The sequence below is a fragment of the uncultured Jatrophihabitans sp. genome, from assembly GCF_964252635.1.
Lineage (GTDB): Bacteria > Actinomycetota > Actinomycetes > Mycobacteriales > Jatrophihabitantaceae > Jatrophihabitans.
The window spans coordinates 51,126-77,436 of sequence record NZ_CAXUNP010000003.1; the positions used below are offsets into that span (position 1 = coordinate 51,126).

The 26,311-nt window shown below is 71.9% G+C and carries 25 protein-coding genes and 1 tRNA gene; 16 read left to right on the forward strand and 10 right to left on the reverse strand.

Annotated features, from left to right (window positions below):
* Nucleotides 1-40 precede the first annotated feature (40 nt).
* Nucleotides 41-1,093, reverse strand: coding sequence for an LLM class F420-dependent oxidoreductase (locus ACFFCA_RS02090; RefSeq protein ID WP_375481328.1), 1,053 nt, complete (start codon nucleotides 1,091-1,093; stop codon nucleotides 41-43).
* Nucleotides 1,094-1,155: 62 nt separating this feature from the next.
* Here ACFFCA_RS02090 and ACFFCA_RS02095 point away from each other — a divergent pair, with 62 nt between their 5' ends.
* The 5 genes from ACFFCA_RS02095 (at nucleotide 1,156) to ACFFCA_RS02115 (ending at nucleotide 6,349) form a co-directional block, all read left to right on the forward strand.
* Nucleotides 1,156-2,142, forward strand: a complete 987-nt coding sequence (locus ACFFCA_RS02095; RefSeq protein WP_375481330.1) for an aldo/keto reductase — start codon at nucleotides 1,156-1,158, stop codon at nucleotides 2,140-2,142.
* A 101-nt stretch (nucleotides 2,143-2,243) separates the two neighbouring features.
* Nucleotides 2,244-4,040: an AAA family ATPase gene (locus ACFFCA_RS02100; RefSeq protein ID WP_375481332.1), complete on the forward strand. Its 1,797-nt coding sequence runs from the start codon at nucleotides 2,244-2,246 to the stop codon at nucleotides 4,038-4,040.
* Nucleotides 4,041-4,188: 148 nt separating this feature from the next.
* Nucleotides 4,189-4,803 (forward strand): acetoacetate decarboxylase family protein, encoded by a 615-nt coding sequence (locus tag ACFFCA_RS02105; protein ID WP_375481334.1) that lies wholly within the window; start codon nucleotides 4,189-4,191, stop codon nucleotides 4,801-4,803.
* Between the two features lie 75 nt (nucleotides 4,804-4,878).
* On the forward strand, nucleotides 4,879-5,097 hold the full coding sequence (locus ACFFCA_RS02110) for a DUF5703 family protein (RefSeq protein WP_375481336.1): 219 nt from the start codon (nucleotides 4,879-4,881) through the stop codon (nucleotides 5,095-5,097).
* Between the two features lie 31 nt (nucleotides 5,098-5,128).
* The gene (locus ACFFCA_RS02115) at nucleotides 5,129-6,349 is read left to right on the forward strand and encodes a homogentisate 1,2-dioxygenase (protein WP_375481338.1); all 1,221 of its coding nucleotides are present in this window, start codon (nucleotides 5,129-5,131) and stop codon (nucleotides 6,347-6,349) included.
* Nucleotides 6,350-6,365: 16 nt separating this feature from the next.
* Here the strand turns inward: ACFFCA_RS02115 and ACFFCA_RS02120 are convergent, their stop codons facing one another.
* Together ACFFCA_RS02120 and ACFFCA_RS02125 are read right to left on the reverse strand one after the other, a co-directional pair.
* Complete coding sequence (locus ACFFCA_RS02120) at nucleotides 6,366-7,769, reverse strand: glutamate decarboxylase (RefSeq protein ID WP_375481340.1); 1,404 nt, start codon at nucleotides 7,767-7,769, stop codon at nucleotides 6,366-6,368.
* 137 nt (nucleotides 7,770-7,906) lie between these two features.
* Nucleotides 7,907-10,069, reverse strand: coding sequence for an MMPL family transporter (locus ACFFCA_RS02125; RefSeq protein ID WP_375481342.1), 2,163 nt, complete (start codon nucleotides 10,067-10,069; stop codon nucleotides 7,907-7,909).
* Between the two features lie 127 nt (nucleotides 10,070-10,196).
* Between ACFFCA_RS02125 and ACFFCA_RS02130 the strand changes: the two genes are divergently transcribed.
* Together ACFFCA_RS02130 and ACFFCA_RS02135 are read left to right on the forward strand one after the other, a co-directional pair.
* Nucleotides 10,197-10,904, forward strand: a complete 708-nt coding sequence (locus tag ACFFCA_RS02130; protein WP_375481344.1) for a TetR/AcrR family transcriptional regulator — start codon at nucleotides 10,197-10,199, stop codon at nucleotides 10,902-10,904.
* Between the two features lie 38 nt (nucleotides 10,905-10,942).
* Nucleotides 10,943-12,049: a spore photoproduct lyase family protein gene (locus tag ACFFCA_RS02135; RefSeq protein ID WP_375481346.1), complete on the forward strand. Its 1,107-nt coding sequence runs from the start codon at nucleotides 10,943-10,945 to the stop codon at nucleotides 12,047-12,049.
* Here the strand turns inward: ACFFCA_RS02135 and ACFFCA_RS02140 are convergent.
* Nucleotides 12,037-12,438: a hypothetical protein gene (locus ACFFCA_RS02140; RefSeq protein WP_375481348.1), complete on the reverse strand. Its 402-nt coding sequence runs from the start codon at nucleotides 12,436-12,438 to the stop codon at nucleotides 12,037-12,039. The genes ACFFCA_RS02135 and ACFFCA_RS02140 overlap by 13 nt on opposite strands.
* A 172-nt stretch (nucleotides 12,439-12,610) precedes the next feature.
* Here ACFFCA_RS02140 and ACFFCA_RS02145 point away from each other — a divergent pair, with 172 nt between their 5' ends.
* The 5 genes from ACFFCA_RS02145 (at nucleotide 12,611) to ACFFCA_RS02165 (ending at nucleotide 18,192) form a co-directional block, all read left to right on the forward strand.
* Nucleotides 12,611-13,870 (forward strand): wax ester/triacylglycerol synthase family O-acyltransferase, encoded by a 1,260-nt coding sequence (locus ACFFCA_RS02145; RefSeq protein WP_375481350.1) that lies wholly within the window; start codon nucleotides 12,611-12,613, stop codon nucleotides 13,868-13,870.
* Complete coding sequence (locus ACFFCA_RS02150) at nucleotides 13,863-15,095, forward strand: FAD-dependent oxidoreductase (protein WP_375481352.1); 1,233 nt, start codon at nucleotides 13,863-13,865, stop codon at nucleotides 15,093-15,095. Before ACFFCA_RS02145 ends, ACFFCA_RS02150 begins: the two co-directional genes overlap by 8 nt.
* Entirely contained in the window at nucleotides 15,092-15,811 is a 720-nt protein-coding gene (locus ACFFCA_RS02155) for a YqjF family protein (RefSeq protein WP_375481354.1), read from the forward strand. The genes ACFFCA_RS02150 and ACFFCA_RS02155 overlap by 4 nt, the downstream gene beginning before the upstream one ends.
* A gap of 3 nt (nucleotides 15,812-15,814) precedes the next feature.
* Nucleotides 15,815-16,231 carry a DUF1772 domain-containing protein gene (locus tag ACFFCA_RS02160; RefSeq protein ID WP_375481356.1) on the forward strand — a complete coding sequence of 139 codons (417 nt, stop codon included), beginning with the start codon at nucleotides 15,815-15,817 and terminating at the stop codon, nucleotides 16,229-16,231.
* Between the two features lie 128 nt (nucleotides 16,232-16,359).
* Nucleotides 16,360-18,192 carry an adenylyl cyclase gene (locus ACFFCA_RS02165; RefSeq protein ID WP_375481358.1) on the forward strand — a complete coding sequence of 611 codons (1,833 nt, stop codon included), beginning with the start codon at nucleotides 16,360-16,362 and terminating at the stop codon, nucleotides 18,190-18,192.
* Nucleotides 18,193-18,390: 198 nt separating this feature from the next.
* Here ACFFCA_RS02165 and ACFFCA_RS02170 read toward each other — a convergent pair whose 3' ends face one another.
* The 3 genes from ACFFCA_RS02170 to ACFFCA_RS02180 all read right to left on the reverse strand — a co-directional run bounded on the left by ACFFCA_RS02170 (nucleotide 18,391) and on the right by ACFFCA_RS02180 (nucleotide 22,278).
* Nucleotides 18,391-19,086: a trypsin-like serine peptidase gene (locus tag ACFFCA_RS02170; RefSeq protein ID WP_375481360.1), complete on the reverse strand. Its 696-nt coding sequence runs from the start codon at nucleotides 19,084-19,086 to the stop codon at nucleotides 18,391-18,393.
* Between the two features lie 274 nt (nucleotides 19,087-19,360).
* Nucleotides 19,361-20,902, reverse strand: a complete 1,542-nt coding sequence (locus tag ACFFCA_RS02175) for an ATP-dependent DNA ligase (RefSeq protein ID WP_375481362.1) — start codon at nucleotides 20,900-20,902, stop codon at nucleotides 19,361-19,363.
* Nucleotides 20,903-20,970: 68 nt separating this feature from the next.
* The gene (locus ACFFCA_RS02180) at nucleotides 20,971-22,278 is read right to left on the reverse strand and encodes a M20/M25/M40 family metallo-hydrolase (protein ID WP_375481364.1); all 1,308 of its coding nucleotides are present in this window, start codon (nucleotides 22,276-22,278) and stop codon (nucleotides 20,971-20,973) included.
* Nucleotides 22,279-22,360: 82 nt separating this feature from the next.
* Between ACFFCA_RS02180 and ACFFCA_RS02185 the strand changes: the two genes are divergently transcribed.
* From ACFFCA_RS02185 to ACFFCA_RS02200, 4 genes are all read left to right on the forward strand, one after another.
* Nucleotides 22,361-22,445, forward strand: a tRNA-Leu gene (locus ACFFCA_RS02185).
* Between the two features lie 137 nt (nucleotides 22,446-22,582).
* Nucleotides 22,583-22,747, forward strand: a complete 165-nt coding sequence (locus tag ACFFCA_RS02190) for a hypothetical protein (protein ID WP_375481366.1) — start codon at nucleotides 22,583-22,585, stop codon at nucleotides 22,745-22,747.
* Nucleotides 22,748-23,138: 391 nt separating this feature from the next.
* Entirely contained in the window at nucleotides 23,139-23,549 is a 411-nt protein-coding gene (locus tag ACFFCA_RS02195) for a RidA family protein (RefSeq protein WP_375481368.1), read from the forward strand.
* Between the two features lie 47 nt (nucleotides 23,550-23,596).
* Nucleotides 23,597-23,728 (forward strand): hypothetical protein, encoded by a 132-nt coding sequence (locus ACFFCA_RS02200; protein ID WP_375481370.1) that lies wholly within the window; start codon nucleotides 23,597-23,599, stop codon nucleotides 23,726-23,728.
* A 12-nt stretch (nucleotides 23,729-23,740) separates the two neighbouring features.
* Here ACFFCA_RS02200 and ACFFCA_RS02205 read toward each other — a convergent pair whose 3' ends face one another.
* The 3 genes from ACFFCA_RS02205 to ACFFCA_RS02215 are packed head-to-tail and all read right to left on the reverse strand — an operon-like array spanning nucleotide 23,741 to nucleotide 26,269.
* On the reverse strand, nucleotides 23,741-24,115 hold the full coding sequence (locus tag ACFFCA_RS02205; RefSeq protein ID WP_375481372.1) for a VOC family protein: 375 nt from the start codon (nucleotides 24,113-24,115) through the stop codon (nucleotides 23,741-23,743).
* Nucleotides 24,116-24,123: 8 nt separating this feature from the next.
* Complete coding sequence (locus ACFFCA_RS02210; RefSeq protein WP_375481374.1) at nucleotides 24,124-24,900, reverse strand: esterase/lipase family protein; 777 nt, start codon at nucleotides 24,898-24,900, stop codon at nucleotides 24,124-24,126.
* 13 nt (nucleotides 24,901-24,913) lie between these two features.
* Complete coding sequence (locus ACFFCA_RS02215; RefSeq protein ID WP_375481375.1) at nucleotides 24,914-26,269, reverse strand: cytochrome P450; 1,356 nt, start codon at nucleotides 26,267-26,269, stop codon at nucleotides 24,914-24,916.
* Between the last annotated feature and the right edge of the window lie 42 nt (nucleotides 26,270-26,311).

The following is a 26,311-nucleotide window of genomic DNA, read 5'->3' on the forward strand; positions in this document are numbered from 1 at the left end:
CGGGGGGCCCTCGCGAGGGAGCTGTTCACGAGGCTGACCCTCATGAGGCCACGCCGGATTTCTCCAGGGCCTGGGCGGCGACGCGCAGGGCGTCGATGCGTTGCTCCGGGGTGTCGCCGAACGGGGAGACGGACAGCGTGCCGACACCGGCGGCCGCGAAGTCGGCCATCCGCTCGGCGATGCGCTCGACCGGGCCGAGCAGCGACGTGGCGTCGATGAACTCCTGCGGCACGGCGGCCGCCGCGCCGTCGTAGTCCTTGGCCAGGTAGCGGTTCTGGACCTCGACCGCGGCGTCGCCGAAGCCCATCCGGGTGGCGAGAGCGTTGTAGAAGTTCTGCTCGCGGCTGCCCATGCCCCCGACGTAGAGGGCGGCGTAGGAGCGGACCGGGTCGGCGCACGCCGCGACGTCGTCGCCGACGACGAGCGGCACGGTGGGCGCGATGTCGAAGCCGGTGAGGTCCTTGCCGGCCTTGGCCCGACCGGCCCGGATCCGGTCGACGGAGTCGTCGACGTGGCCGGTGGCGAAGAACACCGGCAGCCAGCCGTCGGCGATCTCGCCGCAGAGCTCCAGGTTCTTCGGCCCGATCGCGGCCAGGTAGAGCGGGATGTGCTCGCGCACCGGGTGCAGCATCAGGTGCAGCGCCTTCCCGGGCCCGTCGGGCAGGGGGAGCTCGTAGGTGCTCCCGTGGTACTCGACCCGCTGGCGGGACAGCGCCAGGTTCACCACGTCGACGTACTCGCGGGTACGGGCCAGCGGTTTGGCGAACCGCACGCCGTGCCACCCCTCGGACACCTGGGGGCCGCTGACCCCGAGCCCCAGGCGGAACCGGCCCTGCGAGAGCGTGTCGAGGGTCGCCGCGGTCATCGCGGTCATGGCCGGGGTGCGAGCCGGGATCTGCAGGATGGCGCTGCCGACGTCGATGGACGTGGTCTGGGCCGCGATCCACGACAGCACCGACACCGCGTCCGACCCGTAGGCCTCGGCGACCCACACCGTTGCGAAACCGAGGCGTTCGGCCTCCTGCACGAGAGCGAGATCCTGACCGGAATCGCCGCGCAACCCCCAGTACCCGACGTTCAGTCCCAACCGCATCGGGCCACCCTATCGAGCACCGTCCGGGGCGCCGTCGCCGCGAGCCGGTAGTTTCCTTCAGCGTGAAGCAGCGCACGGTCGGACGCAGCGGCCTGACGGTCTCGCACCTCGGGCTCGGCACGTGGCGCTGGGGGCGCGAGACCGACGCCGACGAGGCCGCGGCGCTCCTGGTCGCCTTCCACGACGCCGGCGGGACGCTGGTGGACACCGCGGTCGGTTACGCCGACGGCGCGTCCGAGGAGATCCTCGGCGGGTTGATCGCCGACGTCGTGCCCCGCGAGGAGCTCGTCATCGCCGGCAAGGGCGGCCACCGCTTCGTGGGCGGGGCGGACGGCGCGGACGTGCAGGCGCGCGTGGACGGCTCGCGACGACAGCTGCTGCACGACCTCGACGTATCGCTGCGCCGGCTCGGCGTCGACCACCTCGACCTCTGGCAGGTGCACGTCCCCGACCCGTCCGTCCCGGTCGAGGAGACGCTGTCGGCCCTCGACGCCGCGGTCACGGCCGGCAAGGTCCGCTACGTCGGGGTGTCGAACTACTCCGCGTGGCGGATGGCCCACGCGGCCACCGTGCAGGCCGGCAAGCCCGGCTACGCGCCGATTGTCTCCAACCAGGTGCGGTACTCGCTGCTCGACCGTTCGGCCGAGCGCGACATCGTGCCCGCCGGTGCCGAGCTGGGCATCGGCGTGCTGCCGTACTCCCCGCTCGGCGGCGGCGCGCTCACCGGCAAGTACCGAGGCGGCATCCCGTCGGACTCCCGCGCCGCCCTGGGCGGGCGCCATCTCGCCGACCTCGACGACCCGGCGACCATCGGCGTGGTCGAGGCCGTGGCCACCGCGGCCGAGGGTCTGGCCACGTCGCCGATCGCCATCGCCCTGGCGTGGGTGCGCGACCGGCCCGGCGTCGTCGCTCCGATCCTGGGCGCCCGCACGCTCGGCCAGCTCACCGGCGCGCTGGTCTCCGAGACCCTCGACCTGCCCGCCGAGATCCGCAGTGCGCTCGACGACGTGTCGGCCCCGGCCGTTTCGATCACCGGGAACGTGTCCTGACCGACGTCTTCACCGCGTTCTGTGCGGCCGGGCTCTGGCCCGGGCTCGGCAAGCGGCTGGCCGGGGCTCTCGAGGAGGCCGGCATCCGCGGCCCCGAGGACGTGACCGCCGCGGCGCTCACCAAGCTGCCCGCCGTGGGCCCGCAACGCGCCGGTCGCCTGCTCTCGTCGTTCATCGCCGCCTCGTCGGCCTACGAGCTGGCCGAGCTGCTCGTCCCGGCCGGGGTCGACGCCCGGTTCGCCGGCCGGGCGGTCGAGGCCTTCGGCCCACCGGCCCCGCGCCTGGTCCGCGACGACCCCTGGCGCCTGCTCAGCCTGCTCGGGGTGACCCCGGGCGACGCCGACCGGGTGGCCCGCGCCGCCATCCCGGGCGTCGGCCGCGACGACCCGCGACGGGCCCGGGCCCTCGTCGGCTGGGTGCTGGCCCGCCAGGCCCGCGACGGGCACACCGTCGATACCCGCGACGACGTCGCCGGGGCCCTGCGCGAGTTCTCCCCCGGCGACCCCGAGACCGCCATCGACGCTGCCGTCGAGGCGGCCACCGTGGTCGAGTCCGACGACGGGATGCTGGGGCTGGCCCGCTACGCCGAGGCCGAGGACGGCGTGGCCCAGGGCATCGCCCGGCTGCTGGCCACGGCCGAGCCGGTCGCGTTCGCGAAGTCCGCCAAGGCCCTCAAGGAGCTCGACGCCACCCAGCGCACCGCGGTCGCGGCCGCGCTCGGCGGCGGGGTGACGGTGCTGACCGGCGGGCCCGGCACCGGCAAGAGCCGCACCGTCGCGACCCTGGTGGCGCTGGCCGAGGCGGCCGGGAAGTCCGTCGCGCTCGCCGCGCCGACCGGCCGTGCGGCCAAACGGCTCGAGGAGCTGTGCGACGCCCCGGCCTCGACGCTGCACCGCCTGCTCGGTGCCCAGCCCCGTCAGTCCGGCGACGGCGTCAGCTTCGACGGCGGCTTCGCCCGCGGCGAGGACTGGCCCCTGGACGAGGACGTCGTGGTCGTCGACGAGGCGTCGATGCTCGACGTCGAGCTCGCTGACGCGCTGCTGTCGGCGTGTGCGGACGGCACGCACCTCGTCTTCGTGGGCGACGCCGCGCAGCTGCCGTCCATCGGCCCGGGCCGGGTGCTGGGCGACCTCATCGACTCCGCGCGGGTCCCGGTGACGTCGCTGACCACGCTGTACCGGCAGGCCGAGGGCGGCACCATCGCCCGGCTCGCCGCGGCCGTGCGCACCGGTGAGCTGGAGGCGGTCGACGACCCCACCCACGAGGTCGTCATCGTCCCGTCCCGCGGGTCCGCCGAGGCGGCGCACCGCGTCGTGCAGCTGGTCACCGACTCGATCCCGCGGGCGCTGTCCATCCCTGCGGGCCAGGTGCAGGTCGTCACGCCCGTGCACCGCGGCGGCGCCGGGACGCAGGCCCTGAACGCGGCGCTGAAGGCCACGCTGAACCCGGGCTCGGGCAAGCGCCGCTTCGACCCGGGCGACCGGGTGGTGGCCACGGCGAACCACCTCGAGGCCGAGCCCAACGGCTACGCCAACGGCGAGGTCGGCGTAGTCGAGGACGTCTCGGGCGAGGGTGCGGTGACGGTGGTTTTCGCCTCCGGCCCGTCCGTCGTCAAGGGCAAGGCGCTCGGTGACCTCATGCACGGGTGGGCGATCACGGTGCACCGGGCGCAGGGCTCGGAGTTCCCGGCCGTGGTGGTGGTGCTGCCGCCCGAGGCCGGCACCATGATGTCGCGCCCGCTCGTCTACACCGCGCTGACGCGGGCGCAGCGGCATCTCTCGATCGTGCACGCGGCCGGGCCCGCCGTGGCCCGCGCGGTGCGCCAGGTCGGCACCCTGCCGCGGCGTACCCGGCTGATCCCGCTGCTGCACGAGTACCTCCCGTCCCCCGAGGGGTGATCACGTTTTCCTCCCCAGTCGCCGGGTCGGCCGCTCCCGGTTCGTTGGCGATCACGTCTTCCTGCCGATGTGCCGGTCTGCGGCCCGAAACCGGCAACTCACGGGGAAAACGTGATCGAATCTGGGGCGACCACCTGGGAAGGACCGCATGAGCTACCCGCCCGAACCGTGGGAACTGCACGGTCAGCTGCACGCGTCGGCGTTCCTCGTCCCGCTCGACAGGCTGACCGACGGCGCACCCCTGGACCTGCCGCCCGGCTGCCGCCTCGTCCGCCTGGGCGGGCGCGCGGTCGTCGGCACCGCCTGGGTCGTCTACGAGCCCACCGGAGTGCTCGACTACCGCGAACTGATGGCCACCGTGCTGGTCCGTCGCGGCTGGCGCATCCTGCCGACCATCGTCCGCATCTGGGTCGACAGCGAGGAATCCCGCGACGGCGGGCGGGCGCTGTGGGGCATCCCGAAGGAGCTCGCCGGCTTCGACGTCGCCGGGGGCCGGTTCGCCGCTGCTGACGACACCGGACCGATCGCCGCGGGCACCGTGCGCGCCGTCGCCACGACGCCGTTCGCGCTGCCGCTGTCGTTCCGGATCGTCCAGTGGCTGCACGGCCGGGCCAAGGTCAGCCCGGTGCGCTCCCGTGCCCGGCTCGCCCTGTCGCGAGCCCGGTTCGACGCCGAACCGGCGGGCCCACTGGCGTTCCTGACCGGTCGGCGGCCGCTCGTCACCGTCACCATGCGCGACTTCCGGATGCGTTTCGGCGGCTGACCCGCGCGGGTACGAGGCGCGCCGGGGCCGAGCCTTGCTGGTGCCCTTCGCCCCCGTGGCGTTCAATGGACGGCGATGAGTGCCGACACCCTTGAGCCCGAGTGGGAGTACGCGCCGCTGCGTATCCCCTCCGATGTCACGCGGCTGAACGCGGCTGCCCAGCTGTCCCTGCACGCCGAGTTCGGGGGCTGGGAGCTCGCACGGGTCGTCAAGTACATGGACGGCAGCCGGCGCGTCACCCTGCGCCGCAAGCGTCGCAAGACGTCCGTCCCGCTGCCCGGCCTCAAGACCTGAGGTCGGCTCACCCCACCACGAGAGGTCGACGATGCCCTACTACGTGCGCGCGGGCGAGGTCCCGCCGAAGAAGCACACCGTGCACCACCAGACCGACGGGTCCCTCGCCTACGAGGAGATGATCGGCGAGGAGGGCTTCTCCGGCGCCGCGTCGCTGCTCTACCACCGTCGGGTGCCCTCGGCCATGGTCGACGCCCGCCCCTGGGACCTCGGCGACCTCAAGACCCAGCCCAACTACCCGCTGCGCCCGCTGCACCTGCGCCTCGGCGACCTGTTCCCCGGCGAGGCCTATGCGGGCAACGATCTCGTGCGCAGCCGACGGCTCGTGCTCGCCAACGACGACGTGCGGATCGCCTACGTCGTCGGCGACGCGCCGTCGCCGCTGTACAGCAACGCGACCGGCGACGAGTGCCTCTACGTCCAGGAGGGGACCGCCCGCCTCGAGTCGACGTTCGGCACGCTGGACGTGAGCCAGGGCGACTACGTCATCCTCCCGCGCACGACGATCCACCGGTGGATCCCGATGGGCGGTCCGGTGCGGGCGCTGTGCGTCGAGGCCAGCAGCCACATCGTGCACCCGCGCCGTCAGCTGTCGAAGACCGGCCAGTTCCTCGCGGGGGCACCGATCACCGAGCGGGACCTGCGGGTCGTCGACGGGCCGTACGTCGTCGACGACGTCGAGCAGCGCGTCGAGGTCTACGTGAAGCACCGAGGTCGGCGTGGCGTCGTCGGCTCGGTGGTCACGCACGCGACGCACCCGTTCGACGTCGAGGGATGGGACGGCTACGTGTACCCGTACGCGTTCAACATCGCCGACTTCGAGCCGGTCACCGGGTCGATCCACCAGCCGCCGCCGGCGCACCAGGTGCTCGAGGGCAACCGGTTCGTGATGTGCAACTTCGTCCCCCGCATGCTGGACCGGCACCCGGATGCGATCCCGCTGCCGTACTACCACTCCAACGTCGACTCCGACGAGGTGCTGTTCTACGCCGGCGGTGACTACTCGGCCCGGCGCGGCACGGGCATCGGTGTGGAGTCGATGACCCTGCACCCGTCCGGGCACTCGCACGGCCCCCAGGTCAAGGCCTACGAGAACAGCAACGGGATGGAGTCGACGGACGAGCTGGCCGTCATGATCGACACGTTCGCGCCGCTGGAGGTCGGCGAGGGCGGGATGGCCTGCGACGACGGCCGTTACGCCTGGTCGTGGAGCGCCGAGGGCCCCGACGGACCGGTGCCGCCGCTCCCCTGACCCACGCAGGATCTGGTCAGTGGTGGAAGCCGGACCGTCCCGAGCTGCCGGCCTTCGCCGTGTCGGACGTCAACGTCGACACCACGTCGCGCAGATCCTGCAGGAACAGGTCGGCGAGGTCGCGGGAGAACCCGTGGCGCACGACGACGCGCAGGACGGCGAGGTCGGTGCGGTCGGCCGGAAACGTGTACGCGGGCACCTGCCACCCGTGCTCGCGCAACCCGCGCGACACCGCGAACACGTCCCAGTCGGTGACGTCGTCGGTGGTGGTGAACGCGAACACGGGCAGCTGGTCGCCACGTGAGATGAGCCGGAACTGCCCCATCCGCTCGACCTCGTCGGCCAGCGTGGTGGCGATGTCCCGCGACGCCTGCTGCACCGCGCGCATGCCCTCGAACCCGAGCCGGAACAGCATGTAGTACTGGGCGATGACCTCGGCGCCGGGCCGGGAGAAGTTCAGCGCGAAGGTCGGCATCTCCCCGCCGAGGTAGTTGACCTTGAACACCAGCTCCTCGGGCAGGGCGGCCGCGTCGCGCCAGATCGCCCAGCCCACGCCGGGGTAGACGAGGCCGTACTTGTGGCCGGACGTGTTGATCGAGGCGACGCGGGGCAGCCGGAAGTCCCACACCAGGTCCGGGTCGAGGAACGGCGCGACCATCCCGCCGGACGCGGCGTCGACGTGGATCGGCACGTCGGGTCCGCCGGAGGCAGCCAGCTCGTCGAGGGCATGAGCGATGTCGGCGACCGGCTCGTAGCTGCCGTCCATGGTCGAGCCCAGGATGGCGACGACGCCGATGGTGTTCTCGTCGCAGTACGCGGCCGCGTCGTCCGCGTCGAGGTGGTAGCGGTCCCCCTTCATGGGCACCTGCCGCGCCTCGACCTCCCAGTAGTTGCAGAACTTCTCCCAGCACACCTGGACGTTCGAACCCATGACCAGGTTCGGTCGGCGGGACGGGTCGTCGCCCACGCGGGCGCGCCACCGGCGCTTGAGCGCCATGCCGGCGAGCATGCAGGCCTCGCTGGACCCGGTGGTCGAGCAGCCGGTGGCGACGTCGGACTCGGGCGCGTGCCACAGGTCGGCGAGGATGGCGATGCAGCGGTTCTCGAGAGCTGCCGTCTGTGGGTACTCGTCCTTGTCGATCATGTTCTTGTCGACCGACTCGGCCATCAGGGCGCGGGCCTGCGGCTCCATCCACGTCGTCACGAAGGTGGCCAGGTTCAGGCGGGCGCTGCCGTCGACGATCAACTCGTCGTGGATCAGCTGGTAGGCGACATCGGGCGGCACCGGTTCCGGGGCGAGCGCGTTCAGGGGCGGGACGATCTCGTGCTCCAGCGCCGGGTCCGCGACGGCCGCCAACGCGCTGTTGTCGCCTCGGAAGGTGGTGTGCCGGGTCGGGACGGGGTGACCGTGCAGCGCCATGAGGACTCCTGTCGATGAGCTGTAGTGCGCATCGTGCCCGCACGACCGCATTCACACGCAGCGCCCCTCGGCTGGTCAACAGCGGGAAACGTCTGCGGACGGTTCCGTGCTGTTGATCGGTGGGAGGGTGAGGGTGCCTAGCTCGCTCCGGCCGTCGCGGCAGCCGGAGCCGCCACGGCGGGCGAGCTCGGCGTCTCGGCCAGCCCGATGCGCGCGTGCAGGCGACGCAGCGGGGCGGGCGCCCACCAGTTCAGGTGCCCGGCCAGGCGCATGAACGCGGGGACGAGCAGGCCGCGCACGACGGTCGCGTCCACGACGATGGCGATCCCGGTGCCGATGCCGAACAGCTGGATGAAACTGATGCTGGCGGTACCGAAGGCGAAGAAGGTGACGGCGAGCAGTGCGGCCGCGGTGGTGACGATGCGCCCGGTGCGGGCCAGCCCGGTCGCCACCGCCTCGACGGTGTCGGCGCCCTGGTCGTGCGCCTCCTTGATGCGCGCCAGCAGGAACACCTCGTAGTCCATCGACAGGCCGAAGGCGATGCAGAAGATCAACAGCAGCATCGAGGTGTTCGTCGGGGTCGGGGTGAAGTCGAGCAGGCCGGACAGGTGACCGTCCTGAAAGATCCACACGAGGGCGCCGAACACAGCCGTCAGGGACAGTGCATTGAGCACCAGCGCCTTGATGGGCAGTACGACGCTGCCGGTGAACAGGAACAGCAGGATGAGCGTGGTGACGACGATCCACACCAGAGCCCACGGCAGGTTGCCGCCGATCGCGGCGTTGCCGTCCACCAGGGTGGCACTGGCCCCACCGACGAGGACCGTGGTGTGCGGCGGCGCGTCGACCGCGCGGATGTCGCGGACCAGGTCCTGGGCCGCACCGGAGTTCGTGTCGCTCGGGCCGACCACCCGCAGGTAGGTGGCACCGGCCCGCGTCGCGACCGGCTGCACCGCCGTCGCGTGCGGCAGCCGCTGCAGCCGCGCCGCGTACTCCGCGGTGTCGGTGCGCGACACCCGGCCCTCGATGACGACATCGACGGGTGCGGACGCCGCCGACGAGTACTCCGAGCGCAGCACGTCGCCCACCTGCCGGCTGCCCGCCGACGTGTGCAGGACACGGTCGTCGGGCGAGCCGAAGTTCACGTGCAGGAACGGCACGCCGAGCACCAGCAGGCCGGCGATGACGGCGCCACCCACCAGCAGCGGCCGGCGCATCACGGTGACCGCGACCCGGCGCCAGAACGCGCTCTCGTCCTTGTCGGCGCGGGCGCGGCGGTTGTGGGCGACCTCGCTGCCGAACAGGGCCAGCAGGGCGGGCAACACGATCAGGCTGGCCAGCAGGGCGATGACGACCACGCCGATGCCGGCGTAGGCGAACGAGCGCAGGAAGTACACGGGGAAGACGAGCAGGGCGGCGAGCGCCGCCGCGACCGTGGCCGAGGAGAAGATGATGGTGCGGCCGGCGGTGCGGATCGTGGTGGTGACCGCGTCCTTGACGCTCTCGCCCCGACGCAGCTCCTCACGGAACCGGTTCACCATCAGCAGCGAGTAGTCGATCGCCAGGCCCAGGCCCAGAGCCGTCGTGAGGTTGACGGCGTAGATGGAGACGTCGGTGAGCCGGCCGAGCACGGCCAGCTCGGCGAAGGTGCCGCCGACTAGGAACAACCCGATGATCAGCGGCAGGGCCGCCGCGAGCAGGCTGCCGAACGCAAGCACGAGCAGCAGCAGGGTCAGCGGCACGGCCACCGCCTCGGCGCGGCCGAGGCTGGTGGCGATGCTGTCGGTGATGTCCTGGTTCGCGGCCAGGTTGCCGCCGGCGCGGACCTGCACGCCGTTGGCGTCGCTGCCTTGCTTCGTGGCCTGCGAGATGATCGTGGTCGCGGCATCCGTCTTGGCCGAGTCGTCGCCGGTGACGTGCATCGTGATCAACCCCGACCGCCCGTCCTTCGCTCGCAGCGCCGCGGCGTGTCCGTCCCAGTACGACGCGATCGACTCGACGTCGTGCCGGGCACGCAGCTCACCGGTGACCCGGTGGGCCACGGTGCTGACGGCCGCCGAGTCGAGCTGCCCGCCGTCTCGCGGGGCGACGAGCAGGACCAGGTTGGTCTGGCCGCCGAAGGAGTCGTCGATGACCTTCTCGGCGCGACTCGAGCCCGAGGACGGGTCGGCGAACCCGCCGCCCTTCAACACCCCGAAGGCCTGGGTGGCCAGCACGGCCATGACGGCCAGTACGCCCCCGGCGACGATGAGCACGAGGCGCCGGCGGCGGATGACGAACGAGCCGAGCTGCTCCAGCATGGCGATCTCCTGAGTTCTCGAACGTGAATGTCGGTCTGTTTGTGAACACTGTTCTCGAAGCTTGGCCGGCTGTCAAGACCACCCGTCGCCTTGTGACTGGTGTTCACTTTGCGCTACGGTGCGCCCCGTGACCGATGCCGAGCCCGCGACACGACGCGCCCTGCGGCGCGCCGAGACCGAGGCCGAGATCAAGGCCCTGGCCTGGGACGCCCTGCGCGAGTCGGGCCCGCACGGACTGTCCCTGCGCGACGTCGCCCGGCAGATGGGCATGGCCCCGTCCGCGCTCTACCGGTACTTCCCGAGTCGCACGGAGTTGCTCGACCAGCTCATCCTGGACGCCTTCGAGTCCATCGGTGAGGAGGTCACCCGGGCCTACGACCACGGGATGCGCGCCGAGGCCGACCCGTTCGAGACCTTTGTGCTCATCGCGCACGCCTACCGGGCCTGGGCGCACAGTCATCGCGCCGAGTACGCCCTGATCTTCTCCACCGCCCTGGCGGAACACGACGATGCCCACAAGACCTCGGCGGCGGCGCTGCGGTCGTTCGGCGTCCTGCAGCGCGTCACCGCTGACGCCGTCGAGGCCGGGATGTTCGATCTGTCACGCATCGAGCGGCTGCTGCCTGCCGCTCTGCACACCGCCCTGCAGGGCATGGCCGACGAGCAGGGCGTGCCGGCCGCGTCGCTGGTCGCCGGTTACTGGTGCTACACGACCATGCACGGCGCGATCTCGCTGGAGCTCAACGGCCACCTGCCGCCGCCGGTGCTCGACACCAGCGCCGAGTACTTCGAGTCCGCCATCCGCGCCATGCTCGAGCAGATCGGCGTCCAATAACCGGAAGCCGACCCCACCAGGTCGGTGTTGACACCGATATGACCAGTGCAGCTGTCGAGCCCGTCACCCCCCACGCGCGGCGCAGCTGGCGGCCCAAGCACGTGCTCGTCACCCGTTCGGCGGCCGAACTCCCCCACGGCCGCGAGATCGTCGCGCGCTGCGAGGCGGCCGGCGTCGAGGACATCCAGCTGCTCGCCGGTGACCGCCTGCCCGGCCTGCGCGGCGAGAGCGAGCGGGAGACCTACGCCCGGGCCAAGCTGACCCTGGCTGTGGTCGTGGCCCCGCCCAGCGCGTTGCGCCCGCAGCCCATCCCGCCGAGTGCCGACTGGCGCCTCGACCTCGCCAAGGGCTGCCCGGCCCACTGCCAGTACTGCTACCTCGCCGGATCGTTGTCCGGCCCGCCCATCACCCGGGTCTACGCCAACCTCGACGACGTGCTCGCGCCCATCGCCGGGCTCGCCGGGCAGGGCACCGTGACCACCGGTGACGCCGAGCGCGCAGACGAGGGCACCACCTTCGAGCTGTCCTGCTACACCGACCCGCTCGGCCTGGAAGCGGTCACCGGGTCGCTATCCAGCGCCATCGCGTCCGTGGGCCGCGGCGAGCACGGGCCCGGTGTCGGGCTGCGTTTCACCACCAAGTTCGACGGAGTCGCCCCGCTGGTCGGCCTGCCGCACGACGGCCGGACGCGCGTGCGCATGTCGGTCAACTCCGCAGCGGTGGCCCGCCGGTTCGAGGGCGGGACCGCCTCCGTGGCGGCGCGTCTGGCCGCCCTGCGCGCGCTGGCCGACGACGGTTACCCCGTCGGGCTCACCATCGCGCCACTGATGCCGCTGCCGGGCTGGCAGGAGGAGTACGCGACGCTCCTGCACGACGTGGCCGCGACGCTCGACGGCGTGCCACAGCTCGACCTCACCGTGGAGCTCATCACCCACCGGTTCACCGAGGCCAGCCGCGCCGTGCTGCTGCAGTGGTACCCGCAGACCAAGCTCGACCTCGACGAGGGCGGGCGCACCGTCAAGCGGACGAAGTTCGGCGCGCGAAAGTACGTCTATCCCACGCCGGTGATGCGCGAGATGCGGAGCTGGTTCGAGCACGAGGTCAGCGCCACTCTGCCGCAGGCCCGGGTCCTCTACTGGACCTGATCCCGTTTGGCCTCGGCGTCCTCGAGCTTCTCGTCCACGCGCCGTTTCGCCTTCCCCAACCCGGGCAGAGCGCCGATGATCTCGTTCAACCCGCGGGACAGCCCGACCAGTTCGGTCAGGTCGGGCGCGGCGGTGCGCAACGACGACAGGACGGGCAACAGCTCGCGGATCTCGGCCTCGGACGCGGTCGCCTTCTCGACCGTGGTCCGCAGCACGCCTTCGTCCTGTTCGAAGCGGGTCAGCAGGGCGTCGAGTCGCGCCAACAGGCATTCCGCGGTGTCCAGCAGGGTGCCCACCCGCGGGACCAGGGTCGCGGCGCGGCGCGCGTACTCCGGCCCGAGCGCGGCCGCCTCGACCGCGCGGCCCAGAGGATTGCCCGGAACACGCATGAATGCTGTCTACCCAGGGTGCAGCGATAGCCGCTCGGTGCCGCTGGGCACCTAAGCGGCACGCCGCTGGGCACCTAAGCGGCACGCCGCTGGGCACCCAAGCGGCACGCCGCTGGGCACCCAAGCGGCACACTGTCGGCCGGGGCGGGTGAGGATGACACAGACAACGCGCATGACCGCAGTGGACGCTGCGTGGCTGCACATGGACCGTCCGGTCAATGCGCTCGTGGTCAACGCCGTCCTGCTGTTCGACGACCGGCTCGACGACGAGCTGCTGCGCGTGGCCGTGATCGAGCGGCTGCTCGCCCACCACGACCGGTTCGCACAACGCGTCCAGGACCGCGGCACGCGCCGCCCGTGGTGGGTCGATGTCCCCGATTTCGACCCCATGTCGCACGTAACCCGTGAACGGTTGCCCGCCCCCGCCGATCACGACACCCTCATGCAGCGCGTCAGCGAGCTGGCGTCGACACCGCTGCCCGACGACCGGCCGTTGTGGCAGCTGCACGTGCTGGACGGCTACCGCGGTGGCACCGCGATCGTGGCCCGCATGCACCACTGCATCGCCGACGGGGTCGCGCTGTTCCGCGTCCTGCTGTCGTTGTCCGACGAGGCGCAGGACGGCGGGCTGGGTGCACCGTTCCCGTCGACGCCGACCGTTCCCGCCGGCGGCGTTCGCCGGGTCGTCGACACAGCCGTCGCGGCGGGAAAGGTGGTCCAGGCGACGGCCACCCTGCTCGCCCTGCCTCCCGACCGGAAGACCCAGCTGCGCGCTCCCGTCGGCGTGGCCAAGTCGCTGCGGTGGTCGGCCCCGATACCGGTGCCGGCGTTGAAGGCCGCGGCCAAGGCCACCGAGGCGACGATCAACGATCTCGTACTCGCCGCCCTGAGCGGCGCGCTGCGCCGGCAGCTCGGCACCGAGCACGACGTGCGTGCGGTGCTGCCGGTGAATCTGCGCCCGCTCGATCGTCCGGAGGTCGAGCTCGGCAACCGCTTCGGCCTGGTCTTCCTGCGCCTACCGGTGAGCGTGTCGTCGAGCGCGCGGCGCATCGCCCTCGTGTGCCGGCGCACGGCCGCTCTGAAACGCTCGGCCACGGCACCCGTCGCCCTGGCCATCCTCGCCCTCGTCGGCCACCTGCCGCGCCGCGCGGTCAGCCTGGTCATCGACATCTTCTCGGTGAAGAGCAGCCTGGTGGTCACCAACGTGCCGGGCCCCCGTGAGCCGCTGCACCTGGGCGGGTGCCGCCTCACCGGCATCATCGCGTGGCCGCCGCAGTCGGGGCGACTCGCTGTCGGTGTGTCCGTGATCAGCTACAACGGTCAGGTGCTGCTCGGCGTCATGGCCGACGACCAGGTCCTGCCCGACCCGGACGCGTTGCTCGCCCACCTGCGCGACGAGCTCGAGGCACTGGGCGTACGCACCGATGACTGAGTTCCACGACGTGGTGGTGGTCGGTGCCGGTCTGGCCGGGTTGATCTGCGCCCGCGACCTGCATCGAGCCGGACTCGACGTCGTCGTGCTCGAGGACGGCGACGAGGTGGGCGGGCGCATCCGCACCGACCGCGTCGACGGCCTGCTCCTCGACCGCGGCTTCCAACTGCTCAACCCCGGCTACCCGCGCGCACCGGCCGACCTCGACCTCGTCGCGCTCGACCTGCATCCGTTCGAGGCCGGCGCCGTCGTCGCCCGCGGGGACACGCGTCGGGTGCTCGCCGACCCGCGCCGCTCGCCGCGCGACTCGTGGGCGACCGCCACCACGACCCTGGGCACGCTCGGGCAACGCCTGCGCCTGGCGGCGTGGGTCGCCGAGATCGGCTTCGGGCCGGCGCAGCGCATCAAGCACCGGCCGGACCTGCCGTTCATCGACGAGTTGCGACGACGCGGCATCGACGGCGAACTCGTCGACAGCGTCCTGCGCCCGTTCCTGTCCGGCACCCTCGCCGACGGCGAGCTGGCCACCTCACGACGGCTGGCCGAGCTGATCATGCGCTCGTTCGTCAAGGGCACGCCCGGCGTGCCCGCGTCCGGGATGCAGGCCATCCCTGAGCAGGTCGCCGCCGCGCTCCCCGACGGGGCCGTGCGGTGCGGGCAGGCGGTGACCTCGGTACGGGACGGCGCGGTGACGACGTCGGACGGCACCGTCACGGCCCGGGCCGTCGTGGTCGCGGCGGGGCCCGTGGCGTCGGCCGGGCTGCTCGGTCAGGACTTCGGCCGCACCCGGGCGCTGACGACGTACTACCACCTCGCGCAGATGTCCCCCGCCGAACGCACGATGCTGCACCTCGACGGTGACCGTCGCGGTCCGGTCGTCAACTCGGCGGTGATGACCGACGCCGCGCCGACGTACGCGCCCGGTCGCGCGCTGATCGCGTCGTCCGTGCTGGGCGCCGACGGCACGGCGGAGACCGAACGGGCCGTCCGCCGGCAGCTCACCCACGTCTACGGCGTGGGCACCGACGCCTGGGAGCACGTGCACACCTACGTCATCAGGGACGCGCTGCCCGACACCCCGCCGGGCACACCGTTGCAGCGGCCCGTGCGCGTCGCGCCCGGGCTGTTCGTCAGCGGCGACTTCCGCGACACGGCCTCCATCCAGGGCGCGCTCGTGTCCGGGCACCGGGCCGCGGCCGCGGTACGTCGCGACCTCGGGCGATGACGACGCACCCGCCGCCCGACGCGCCGACCCTGCCCGGCCGGGTCGTCTTCGACCAGCGTTGGTGCGATCTCGCCTTCCTGCACTGGCCCGTCGAGCCGAGGGAGGTCGAGCAGTTCATGCCGAGGGGCGTGCGGGTCGACGTGTGGGACGACGGCCTGACCTACGTCGGGCTGATCCCGTTCCGCATGCGTCGGGCCGGGCTCGGTACCGGCGTGCCGCTGCCGTACCTCGGAACGTTCCTGGAGTGGAACGTGCGGCTGTACTCGGTCGACGACGCCGGCCGCCACGGTGTCGTCTTCCGCACCCTCGACGCGACCCGCCTGCCGGTCGTGGCCGCGGCGAACGTGGGTGGGGTCCCGTATCGATGGGCGCGCATCCACGCCGAGCAGCACGACGACGAGGTCACCTGGCGGCTGCGTCGCGTAGGCCGGCGGGGCCTGACCTCGCAGGTGCGCCTGCGGGTCGGTGCGCCGGTCGAACCCACACCGCTCGAGTCGTTCCTGGTCTCGCGGTGGGGCATGCACGGCAGCTGGCGCGGGCGCACGGTGTGGGTGCCGAACGCGCACGGACGGTGGCCGCTGCAGGCGGCGGAGGTAGTAACCCTGGACGATCAGCTCGTCGCTGCGGCCGGTGTCCGGACCGCGGGCCCGATGTTGCGTCCGCTGTGGACGGCCGGCGTGCACAGCCGGTTCGCGCGGCCGCAGCGGGTGCGCTGAGCGGTGGACGTCGCCTCGGCGCTGCTGCTCACCGCGACGTCGCTGTACTGCGGCTTCCAGGCGACGATCCGCGTGCTCGTCTACCCGCAGTTCGCCACCGTGCCGGCCGGCGGGTTCGTGGCCGTCGAACGGGAACATCAACGCCGGGTGACCTTCGTCGTCGGGCCGCTGTTCGCGTTCTTCGCAACGGCCGTGGCGATCGCGGGCGTCGCCGACACCGACGTCTGGTCGGTCGTCGCGGGCGCGTGCTTCGTGCTGATCCTCGCTGTCACCGGCCTGGCCGCCGTGCCGTTGCACGGCCGCTTGAGAACCGGTTTCGACGCCGCCACGCACACCCGCCTGCTCGCGGTCGACACCGTCCGGGTCGCGCTGGCCGTGCTCGCCGTGGGCGCGGCGATCGGGTACGCCGTCGCCGCCTGACCCCGGGGCCACCCGGTGCGGCACTGTCGGATGCCGGGGTTACATTGAGCGACGTGACCTCGGTAACAATTACGCGCACCGTCCCTGGCCGGCCACGTCGGTCCGTCCTCCTCCGTACCGGGGTCGCGGTGGCAGCGTCCGCGCTGTTGCTCGGCAGCGGCGCCGTCGCCGCCGACGCGGCACCGGCCCACCCCGCCGCGGCGGCCCGCTCGGGTCCGCTCGGCGCCAACGTCGTCGTCTTCACCCCGAGCATGTCGACGGCCTCGATCCAGGCCAAGGTCGACGCCATCGGCGCCGCCCAGGTCGACAACCAGTTCGGCACCCAGCGTTACGCGCTGCTGTTCGAGCCCGGCACGTACGGCACGGCTGCGGACCCGCTGGACTTCCAGGTGGGCTTCTACACCGAGGTCGCCGGCCTCGGCCGGAACCCCGACGACGTCACCATCAACGGGTCGATCGACGTCTACAACCAGAGCGACGGCACCGCCCTGGACAACTTCTGGCGTTCGCTGTCGAACCTGCACATCGTGGTCGCCGGGCAGGGTGGCAACCACGCAGGCGGTTGCTACGCCGACACCGAGTTCTGGGCCGTCTCGCAGGCCGCCCCGATGCGCCGCGTCGACGTCACCGGGCACACGACGTTCATGGACTACTGCACCGGGCCGTCGTACGCCAGCGGTGGTTTCGTCGCCGACACCTCCTTCGGCACCGACACCCCGACCAACGGCAGCCAGCAGCAGTTCTACGTACGCAACAGCGCGATGGGCGGCTGGAGCAACGGCGTCTGGAACCAGGTGTTCTCCGGCGACAACGGTGCCCCGGCCCAGAGCTTCGGCACCAAGAGCGCCAACGGCACCGCCGCGCAGCCCTACACGACCCTGGCCACCACACCCGTGTCCCGCGAGAAGCCGTACCTGTACACGGACGGCGGCGCGTACCGCGTCTTCGTCCCGTCGACGCAGAGCAACTCCACCGGCACGACGTGGTCCGCGGGCCCGACCGCGGGTCGGTCATTGGCCTTGAGCCGTTTCTTCGTCGCGAAACCCGGTGATTCGGCCGGCCGGATCAACGCCGCCCTGCGCCAGGGCAAGAACCTGCTGCTGACGCCCGGCATCTACCACCTCCGTCAGACGATCAAGGTCAACCGCGCCGACACCGTCGTGCTCGGCCTGGGCCTCGCCACGCTCGAACCCGACAACGGACAGACCGCCATGACCACCGGCGACGTGCCGGGCATCGACGTGGCAGGCGTCATCTTCGACGCCGGCGCCAAGAAGTCGCCGGCCCTGCTGCAGGTGGGCTCGGGCAAGGCGCGCGCCAAGTACGCCGCGAGCTCAGCGGACCCGACCGGACTGCAGGACGTCTTCTTCCGCGTCGGCGGCGCGCACCTCGGCCGCGTCGTGAACGGTCTGGTCGTCAACAGCGACTACACCATCCTCGACGACATCTGGTCCTGGCGGGCAGACCACGCGCAGAACCCGAACGACGTCGGCTGGACCGTCAACACCGCCGAGAACGGCGTGGTCGTCAACGGCGATGACGTCACGGCTACCGGCCTGTTCGCCGAGCACTACCGCAAGTACAACGTGCTGTGGAAGGGCGAGCGCGGCGAGACGATCTTCTTCCAGAACGAGTTGCCCTACGACGCACCGGACCAGGCCGCGTGGATGCACGACGGCGAGCCGGGATACCCCGGCTACACGGTCGCGAAGTCGGTGCGTCGCCACGTCGCGTACGGGTTGGGCAGCTACATCTACACCAACGTGAACCCGTCGCTGCACTCCGCGAACGGTTTCGAGGTGCCCGACCGGCCGGGTGTCGTCATGCACGATCTGCTGACGATCTCGCTGAACAAGGCCGGCACCATCGACCACGTCATCAACGGCGTGGGCGCCGCGGTGACGCCGACCGTGCAGGGCCCGAGCGACGTGACGTTGTACTCGAACGGGGTCGGCAGCTGACGGCTGCGGGCCGACACCCCGCCGGCCCGCGCCGGCCGTCCCACCACATTGGCTCGGTGTTAGTCCACTGAACCTGGTGCAGGTCGAAGGTCTGGGCCGCCGAGCGACCAAACGGGGGGGTCCGTCGCCCGGCGGCTGCTGTCAGTATCACTGTCGTCACGGAGAGTTGCCTGTGACAGCATGCGCGGCGTGTCGAGGTCAGGCAGCGTCGGCCGGACAGTTGTCACTGCCGGCCGCGGGCGGGTCGTCAGCGGGGCCGCCGCGTGCCGCCCTGGCGACCAGCGCCGTCACCGCGGACCCGAACACCGGTGAGTGCGAGACGAACTCGGTGCAACCGCCCTGATGCCGCCCGCCGATGACCCCGACGACGACCGGGGAACTCCTCGCTCCCGTCAGCCACGGGCTACCGCTGCTCCCACCGACGAAGCCGTGGCAGAAGAAGGTGGGGTGCCCCCGGACCTTGCTCAGCTGGGTAGCGCAGGTCAGCGAGTCGTCGCCCTTGCCGTTGTTGTAGGCCGCGATCCTGATCGATGTGCCGGCACGAGGAGTGGTGCCGACCCGCTCCGCGCCCACGACCGAGGCCAGGGTGACGCTGCGTCCGTCGACGTCGCGGTTCGCCACCGTCAGCACGGCGAAGTCGTCGGCGGGCGTCTGGTGGGTCAACCAATCCGTCGTGACGTAGGCCGCCGTCACCCTCCACACCCCGAACGGGGCCTTCTTCCCGGTGTAGCCGGGGACGAACAGGATGCGGTCGACGGGACCGGACAAGCAGTGCGCCGCGGTCAGGATGGTGTCACCGCTGCGGGAAGCGACCACGCTCGCCGTACAGGTGTGGTTGTGGGTCAGGCCGTTCGGGAAGAGCGGACCGACCTGGGCGATGCCGCTCCTGGACACCGTCGACGCCGCCACCGTCGTCGGTCGCGAAAGGGGGTGTGAGCTTCGCGCGTTGGTGGCACGCGAGCTGCCGGACCCGTCGCAGGCCGCGACGGCACCCGCACAGGCAAGGACCGTGACCAGCCCGATGACGCCGACCATGCTGTGCCGTGCTCGCGCCGGCGTTCTCAGCCTCACACCCACCTCCGAGAGCGGCACCGCGTCGCCGGCATCAGTACGACCCATCGAGGTAAGTGGTCGGTGGCGCTCTCAGCGCCGACTCGGCAAGGGTGGCTCAGGAATCGTGGAAGGCCCGCACCGTGTCGAGGGTGTCGGCCTGAGCCGGCGTCTTGTCGTCGCGGTAGCGCAGGACGCGCGCGAACCGCAGAGCCATCCCGCCGGGGTAGCGGGTCGAGGTCTGCACGCCGTCGAAAGCGATCTCGACGACCTGCTCCGGGCGCACCCGGACCACGTAGCCGTCCGCCGGCCCGTCGGCGATGGACAGGAAGTGCTCGGTCTGCCAGGCGAGCGTCTCGTCGGTCATGCCCTTGAACGTCTTGCCCAGCATGACGAAACCACCGGACTCCGGGTCGCGGGCACCCAGATGGATGTTCGACAGCTTGCCGGTGCGTCGACCCGAGCCCCATTCGACGGCGAGCACGACGAGGTCGAGCGTGTGCACCGGCTTGACCTTTAGCCAGCCGGCGCCGCGCCGCCCCGCCTCGTAGGGCGCGTCCAGCGACTTGGCCATGACGCCCTCGTGGCCGGCGGCCAACGTGCGGTCGAGGAAGGCCTGCGCCTCGTCGGCATCGGAGGTCACCAGGCGGTCGACGCGGAACGTCGCGGGGACGATCTCGGCCAGGGCCGCGGCGCGCTGCTCCCCCGGCGCGTCGAGCAGGTCGACGCCGTCGCGGTGCAGGACGTCGAAGTAGAACACCGACAGCTGTTGCGCCCCGGGGGCTGCGGGGTCGGCCCCCTTGCGGCTCGCGCTGCGCCCGAAGCGCGACGCGGTGACCTGGAAGCGGTGCGGGCGCCCGTCGGGCCGCAGGGCGATGGCCTCGCCGTCGGCGACGAACGCCTGCACCGGCAGGGCGAGCGTGGCCTCGACCACCTCGGGCAGGCGGGCCGTGACCTCGTCGAGCGTGCGGGTGAAGATGCGGACCTCGTCGCCCTGCCGATGGATCTGCACCCGCGCGCCGTCGAGCTTGGCCTCGAACACCGCGCGCCCCCCGAGCCGCCCGAGGGCATCACCGACGTCGGTGGCCGTCTGCGCCAGCATCGGCCCGACCGGGCGACCGACCTGCAGCTGGAACCTCGCGAGCGCGGGTTCGCCGTCGGCGAGCACCGCCGCGGCCACCGCGGGCAGGTCACCGCTGAGCATCGCGGCGCGGCGCACCGCGGGCTTCGGGACATCGGCGGCGACAGCCACCGCGTCGGCCATGACGCCCACCGCGGCACCCTGTCGTAGCTCACCACCGAGCAGGCGGCGCAGGAACGCCTGCTCCACCTCGGTGGCGACACCGAAGACCTCGTCGAGCTGCGCTGCGCGGCGCGCCTTCGAGCCGGCGCCGGACGTCGCCTTGATGGCGGAGAACGCGGCGTCCACCTCGGAGACGGTGAGCGACGGTTCGTCGGCCGGGCTGGGCAGCGACTTCAGGGCTGCCCAGCCGACACCGATCTGGCGCTGGGGCAGCTCGCCGGACAGCCAGGACACCACGATCGCGGCCTCGCCGGGCCCGGCGAGACGCAGCACGTCGGCGATGCGTGCCGTCTTCGCGAGCCGGGAGGAGGTGGCGCCGACCTCGGCCGAGGCGGTGGCGACGTCGTGGATGAGCACGATCCCACCTTGGCACGGGCGTCCGACGATGCTCGCCGGCCGTCCCTCGACCACCCGGGCCTACGAGCTCAACAGTTCTTGAGGAGCCGGTCGAGCACCCGCACGCCGAACTGCAACCCCTCGACCGGAACCCGCTCGTCGATGCCGTGGAACAGCGACATGAAGTCCAGATCGGGCGGCAGCAGCAGCGGCGAGAACCCGAAGCAGCGCATCCCGAGCGTCGAGAAGGACTTCGCGTCCGTGCCGCCGCTCATCAGGTACGGCACCATGACCGCTCCCGGGTCCTCAAGCCGCAGGGCGTCGCCCATGGCGTCGACGAACGCGCCGTCGAAGGACGTCTCGACGGCGATGTCGCGGACCTCGGTCTCGCGTTCGACGTGCTCGCCGAGCAGCTCGTCGACGGTGGCGAGCAGCGCGTCCTCCTGGCCCGGCAGGAAGCGGGTGTCGACGCGTGCCTCGGCCGTCGACGGGATCACGTTGGTCTTGTAACCGGCGTTCATCATCGTCGGGTTCGCGGTGTTGCGGACGGTCGCGCCGATCATCCGGGCCGCACCGCCCAGCAGGGGCAGCCATTCGTCGGGGTTCTCGGGATCGAGGTCGCGCTGCAACACCTCGCCGATGCCCTTGACCAGCCCTCGGACGCTGTCGGTGATGACGATCGGCCAGTCGTAGGTGCCCAGGCGGGAGACGGCCTGCGCGAGCTGGGTGACGGCGTTGTCCGGGTGCACGAACGACCCGTGCCCGGGCCGGCCCTTGGCCCGCAGACGCAGCCAGTTGATGCCCTTCTCCGCGGTCTGCACCGCGTAGACCCGGGCCTGCTCGTTGAGCGAGATGCTGTAGCCGCCGACCTCGCTGATCGCCTCGGTGCAGTCGGCGAACAGGTCCGGGTGGTTGTCGACCAGCGGGTGCGCACCCTGCCGGCCGCCGGCCTCCTCGTCGGAGACGAAGGCCAGCACGATGTCGCGTGACGGCTGCTGGCCGGTGCGCGACCATTCGCGCACGAGCGCCAGCACCATCGCGTCCATGTCCTTCATGTCGATCGCGCCGCGGCCCCAGACGTAGCCGTCCTTCACCTCGCCGCCGAACGGGTCGACGGACCACTCGCTCGCGTCCGCGGGGACGACGTCGAGGTGGCCGTGGATGAGCAGCGGCGGTCGGCTGCTGTCCGAGCCCTCGATGCGGGCGATGGTCGACGCCCGGCCCGGATCGGCCTCGATGATCTGCGACTCGACCCCGACCTCGTCCAGCTTCTCGGCCACCCACTCCGCCGCCGGACGCTCGGGATGCGTGGGGTTCGAGGTGTTGAACCGGATCAGGTCGACGAGGAGTTCGGTGACCTCGTCCTGGGCGGTGGGGTGCTCCGCTGCGGCGCTCATGGCGTCAGTACTACCAGGCTCGGGACGGCGCAGCCGGTGCGGAAGCCGACCGCGCCGTTGGGCTAGAGTAGGCGCCGCACTCGTCCGGGTGGCGGAATGGCAGACGCGCTAGCTTGAGGTGCTAGTGCCCTTTATCGGGCGTGGGGGTTCAAGTCCCCCCTCGGACACAGCGAACGGTTGTAATCTCGGCCCCGCCCCGCATTGCGCGCAGGATCCGCCGCCCGTCAGCCCGCACCGGCTGGCGGGCGGTCGTGCGTTCCGGTCCGGCGCGATGCCATCCGCCGGTCTTGGGTACCGCATCGTCATGACCGAGAATCACGACCAACCCAACCTCGACGATGTCATCGAGCCCACCGAACAGATCCACCCCGACCACCGGGCCCACGGCAAGACCCCGAAACACCTCGACGACGACGAGCTCGAGCAGCGCGTCGCGATCGAGGAAGACGAGGTCGACGCCGACAGCTGAGCACGACCCCCGGCTCCTGCTCGCTGGTCCCGCGTGGCTCCAGCGAGCAGCGGACCCGTAGGAGCTCGCCCCCCGCGATGGCATCCTGTGACAGATGCAGCCCCTACGGGTCCTTGTGCTGCAACCCTGCCCCATTGTGAAAAGTTCGCAACTCGAACGAAGTCGTCTCGAGTTGCGGTCGAGGGTGAACCAGGGATGCTGGTCATCGAGCGGTCCGCGCAGCCCCCCGGGCGAGCCGCCGGATGGCGCCCCGCGTCTCGAGCCCCCCCGCTTCGAGACGCGGGGCAGCCTTCTGTCCGTCGGCAGCGCGTGCCGCGCCGCGGAACGGATGCAAGATCTGTCCAAGCTGCGCGCAAGCGCGATCCAATGCCCGTCGGCCACGCTTGCGGGCATGACGAACACCCGCGCCGTGCAGCGCATCAACCCGTCCTCCTGGAGCAGCACGTTCCGCTACGACCAGGCCCAACTCCGATCGTTCCCGGCCCAGCTGCTCACCCTGGCCGGGCAGGGCTCGATCACCGCCGACGGCATTCCCGTCCACGACGCCGACATGGTCGCGCAGGTCGCGCAGGCCATGGACAACGTGCAGGAGCTGCTCGGCCTCGCCGGTATGGACCTCGGCGACGTCCTGCAGCTGACGATCCACGTGACCGACATGGACGCGGCGCTCGCCGCCTACGGCGAGATCATCGGTCGCCTGGACGCCGTCGGGGCAACCCCTCCGGCCACCCTGGTCGAGGTGTCGCGGCTGGCCATCCCGTCGATGCTCGTCGAGATCACCGCGACCGCCGGACGCCGATGAGACTGCCGACCAACCGTCGGCCGGGCCCGGGTGGGTACGTACGGTGCATGACAACCCCTGATCCGCGACGCGGCGACGAGCCCGGCGACCCCGACATCACGCCCGGTCAGCCGCAGCCCGGCAACCCGAACGCCCCGCACGACCCCGAACCGAAGCGCGACGGGCAGCCGGACCGCTGACCGTCCGACACCTCACGAGCCGGGCAGGAACAAGCAGAAGACGTGCCCGTGCGGGTCGCGCATGACCCGCACACCCTCGCTGGGCTGATGGCCCTCGACGGTGGCCCCGAGGGTGAGCGCGCGTTGCGTCTCCGCGTCGAGGTCGTCCACGAGGACGTCGAGGTGGGCCTGCATCTGCACGCCATCGTCGCGAGCGGGCCAGTCCGGCGCGACGTCCGCGTCCTCGCGCTGGAAGCTCAGGCCGGGCCGCTCCCGCTCGGGATCACGAAGGCGCACCCAGTCAGGTCCGTCGTCGACCGTGAGCCAGCCGAGTAGTTCCCGGTAGAACGCGGCGAGTTCCTGCGGACGCCGCGTGCTGATGACGACGGCGCCGAGCAAGGCAGCCATGCCGGTCGTCAGTCCGGCGCCGGGTACATGACGCGCAGCAGTGCCGGCGGGACGAAGGGTGACGCGCCGGGGTCGTGCTTTGCGAGACGATCGGCGACGAGCCAGAACGTCGCCGGGTCCATCCCGAACCCGAGGTGGGCGCAGCGGACCTGGACGTTCCGGTGCCGGTCGGTCTGCGGCTCGATGCACGAGCGCCAGTGCACGATGCCGTCGCGCTTGGAGTACACCGCGGTGGACGGCACGGGGATCGGCTGTGCGGTCTCGGCCGACGGGCCGGTGCCGACCACGTGCCGGTGGGCCTGGCGCTGGAACGCGCGTCCGGCCCTGCTCTGCAGGGGGTCGCGCAGGGCGAACGGGCTGCCCAGCGTGATCACCTGGCGAACCAGGTCGGGCCGACGACGGGCCAGTTCCCGGGCGAACACGCCGCCGAGGCTCCAGCCGACCAGCGAGACCGGGGACCCGGCCCGCTCGGCGAGCAGCTCGACCGCCTTCGGCATGCCGTCGAGGATCGAGGAGGTCGGCCCCAGGTTGCGCCCGAGGCGCCACCCCCACACCGTGTGCCCGAGCCCGCGCAGGTAGCGGCGCAGCAACTGGGTGCTGGAGTCGGTGGCCAGGAAGCCGGGCAGGACCAGCACGCCGTGCGGGTTGTCGCGCGGGGCGCGTGCCAACCAGGGCGCCGCCAGCGGGTAGGCGCTCAGTTGCGCGAAGCCACGTGGCGCCTCGGTCAGGAACAACGGCAGGGACGGCGCCCGAACGGTCGTCGAATCGCTCACCGTGTCGGTCATCGCGCGCACCGGCTCACGAGCGGCCGGCCCGGTCGCGCGCCCGCGGGCCGAGCCGCACCGGCAACGCGTCGTACCCGCGCAGGATGCGCGTCTCCCGCCGGCGCGCACCCGGCAGGGTCTGCAGTTCGGGGTAGCGGTCGAACAGCGCCCGCAGCCCGACCTCGCCCTCCATGCGAGCCAGCGCGGCGCCGAGGCAGTAGTGCCGCCCGGCCGAGAAGGCCACATGATCCTTGGCGTTCGGACGGGTGACGTCGAAACGCGTCGGGTCCGCGAAGATCTTCGGGTCGCGGTTGGCCGCGGCCAGCACCGTGGTCACGAGGCGGCCGCGCGGAACGGGCTGCCCGGCGACGACGGTGTCGCGGATCGCGCTGCGTCCGGTGAGCAGCACCGGCGGGTCCAGGCGGAGCACCTCGTCGACGGCATTGGGCCACAGGCCCGGGTCGTCGACGAGCGCCCGCAGCTGGTCCGGGTTCTCGCGCAGGAGTGCGACTCCGTTGCCGAGCAGGTTGACGGTGGTCTCGAAACCCGCCGCGAGGATGAGCCCGGCGGTCGCCTTCAGCTCGCGCTCGTCGAGGCCCACCCCGTCGTCGCGGGCCGCGACGAGCTGGCTCAGCAGGTCGTCCCCCGGCTCGGCGGCCAGGCGTTCGAGGTGCTCACCCAGCCAAGCACTGAACCCGGCGAGAGCGTCCTCGACGGTGCGGAACTGACCGAAGCTCAGTCCGAGGTCGAGGCTGGGGGCGGCCGCGGCGCCGAAGCCGAGCACCCGCTCCCGCTCGCTGGCGGGCACACCGAGGATCTCGGCGATCACCGTGACGGGCAGCAAAGTGCAGTAGGCCTCGACGAGCTCCACGGTGTCGCGGCCGGCGAGGTCGTCGAGCAGCTCGGCGGCGATGACCTCGGTGCGCTCGCGCAGCCGGGCGACCGCCTTGACGCTGAACACGCGGGTCACCAGCTTGCGGTAGCGCGTGTGGTCCGGGGGCTCGGTGACGAGCAGCGACGGTGGTTCGAGCGGCCCGAGCAGGCTGCTGTCGGAGGCCCAGCGGAAGACCGAGCCCAGGGCGCCGGAGAGTTGCGAAGGGTCGAAGCCCGCGCGGAAGTCGTTGCTGGACAGCACCTCACGCACGACGGGCAGCGAGGTCGTCACCGACGCGTACCGGCCGCGGTACAACGGCCCCTCGGCGCGGATGCGCTCGAACACCGGGAACGGGTCGCCGTCCCGGCTGACCTCGATCAGCTGCCCCTGCAGGTCGCCCTTGCGTGCGGCCACCCGCATCACCGTCGACGGGAGCAGGTGCCCGAAGGCCCAGCGAGCGGCCGGGCGGACCCGGCGGTCCAGCAGCGTACGGGTCGGTACGGACGTCGTGGCCATCCTGCGAGGTTAGCCGCGACAGTCCGAAGCGCCTATGCGTCG

Bases quoted from the DNA above. Each gene is read 5' to 3' on its own strand.
- ACFFCA_RS02210 (WP_375481374.1), bottom strand. From the start codon at position 24,900: ATGACCGACACGGTGAGCGATTCGACGACCGTTCGGGCGCCGTCCCTG.
- ACFFCA_RS02205 (WP_375481372.1), bottom strand. From the start codon at position 24,115: ATGGCTGCCTTGCTCGGCGCCGTCGTCATCAGCACGCGGCGTCCGCAG.
- ACFFCA_RS02120 (WP_375481340.1), bottom strand. From the start codon at position 7,769: ATGGCGCTGCACGGTCACCCCGTCCCGACCCGGCACACCACCTTCCGA.
- ACFFCA_RS02145 (WP_375481350.1), top strand. From the start codon at position 12,611: ATGACCGCAGTGGACGCTGCGTGGCTGCACATGGACCGTCCGGTCAAT.
- ACFFCA_RS02150 (WP_375481352.1), top strand. From the start codon at position 13,863: ATGACTGAGTTCCACGACGTGGTGGTGGTCGGTGCCGGTCTGGCCGGG.
- ACFFCA_RS02190 (WP_375481366.1), top strand. From the start codon at position 22,583: ATGACCGAGAATCACGACCAACCCAACCTCGACGATGTCATCGAGCCC.
- ACFFCA_RS02115 (WP_375481338.1), top strand. From the start codon at position 5,129: ATGCCCTACTACGTGCGCGCGGGCGAGGTCCCGCCGAAGAAGCACACC.
- ACFFCA_RS02180 (WP_375481364.1), bottom strand. From the start codon at position 22,278: ATGAGCGCCGCAGCGGAGCACCCCACCGCCCAGGACGAGGTCACCGAA.
- ACFFCA_RS02155 (WP_375481354.1), top strand. From the start codon at position 15,092: ATGACGACGCACCCGCCGCCCGACGCGCCGACCCTGCCCGGCCGGGTC.
- ACFFCA_RS02110 (WP_375481336.1), top strand. From the start codon at position 4,879: ATGAGTGCCGACACCCTTGAGCCCGAGTGGGAGTACGCGCCGCTGCGT.
- ACFFCA_RS02125 (WP_375481342.1), bottom strand. From the start codon at position 10,069: ATGCTGGAGCAGCTCGGCTCGTTCGTCATCCGCCGCCGGCGCCTCGTG.
- ACFFCA_RS02140 (WP_375481348.1), bottom strand. From the start codon at position 12,438: ATGCGTGTTCCGGGCAATCCTCTGGGCCGCGCGGTCGAGGCGGCCGCG.
- ACFFCA_RS02195 (WP_375481368.1), top strand. From the start codon at position 23,139: ATGACGAACACCCGCGCCGTGCAGCGCATCAACCCGTCCTCCTGGAGC.
- ACFFCA_RS02200 (WP_375481370.1), top strand. From the start codon at position 23,597: ATGACAACCCCTGATCCGCGACGCGGCGACGAGCCCGGCGACCCCGAC.
- ACFFCA_RS02135 (WP_375481346.1), top strand. From the start codon at position 10,943: ATGACCAGTGCAGCTGTCGAGCCCGTCACCCCCCACGCGCGGCGCAGC.
- ACFFCA_RS02090 (WP_375481328.1), bottom strand. From the start codon at position 1,093: ATGCGGTTGGGACTGAACGTCGGGTACTGGGGGTTGCGCGGCGATTCC.
- ACFFCA_RS02105 (WP_375481334.1), top strand. From the start codon at position 4,189: ATGAGCTACCCGCCCGAACCGTGGGAACTGCACGGTCAGCTGCACGCG.
- ACFFCA_RS02215 (WP_375481375.1), bottom strand. From the start codon at position 26,269: ATGGCCACGACGTCCGTACCGACCCGTACGCTGCTGGACCGCCGGGTC.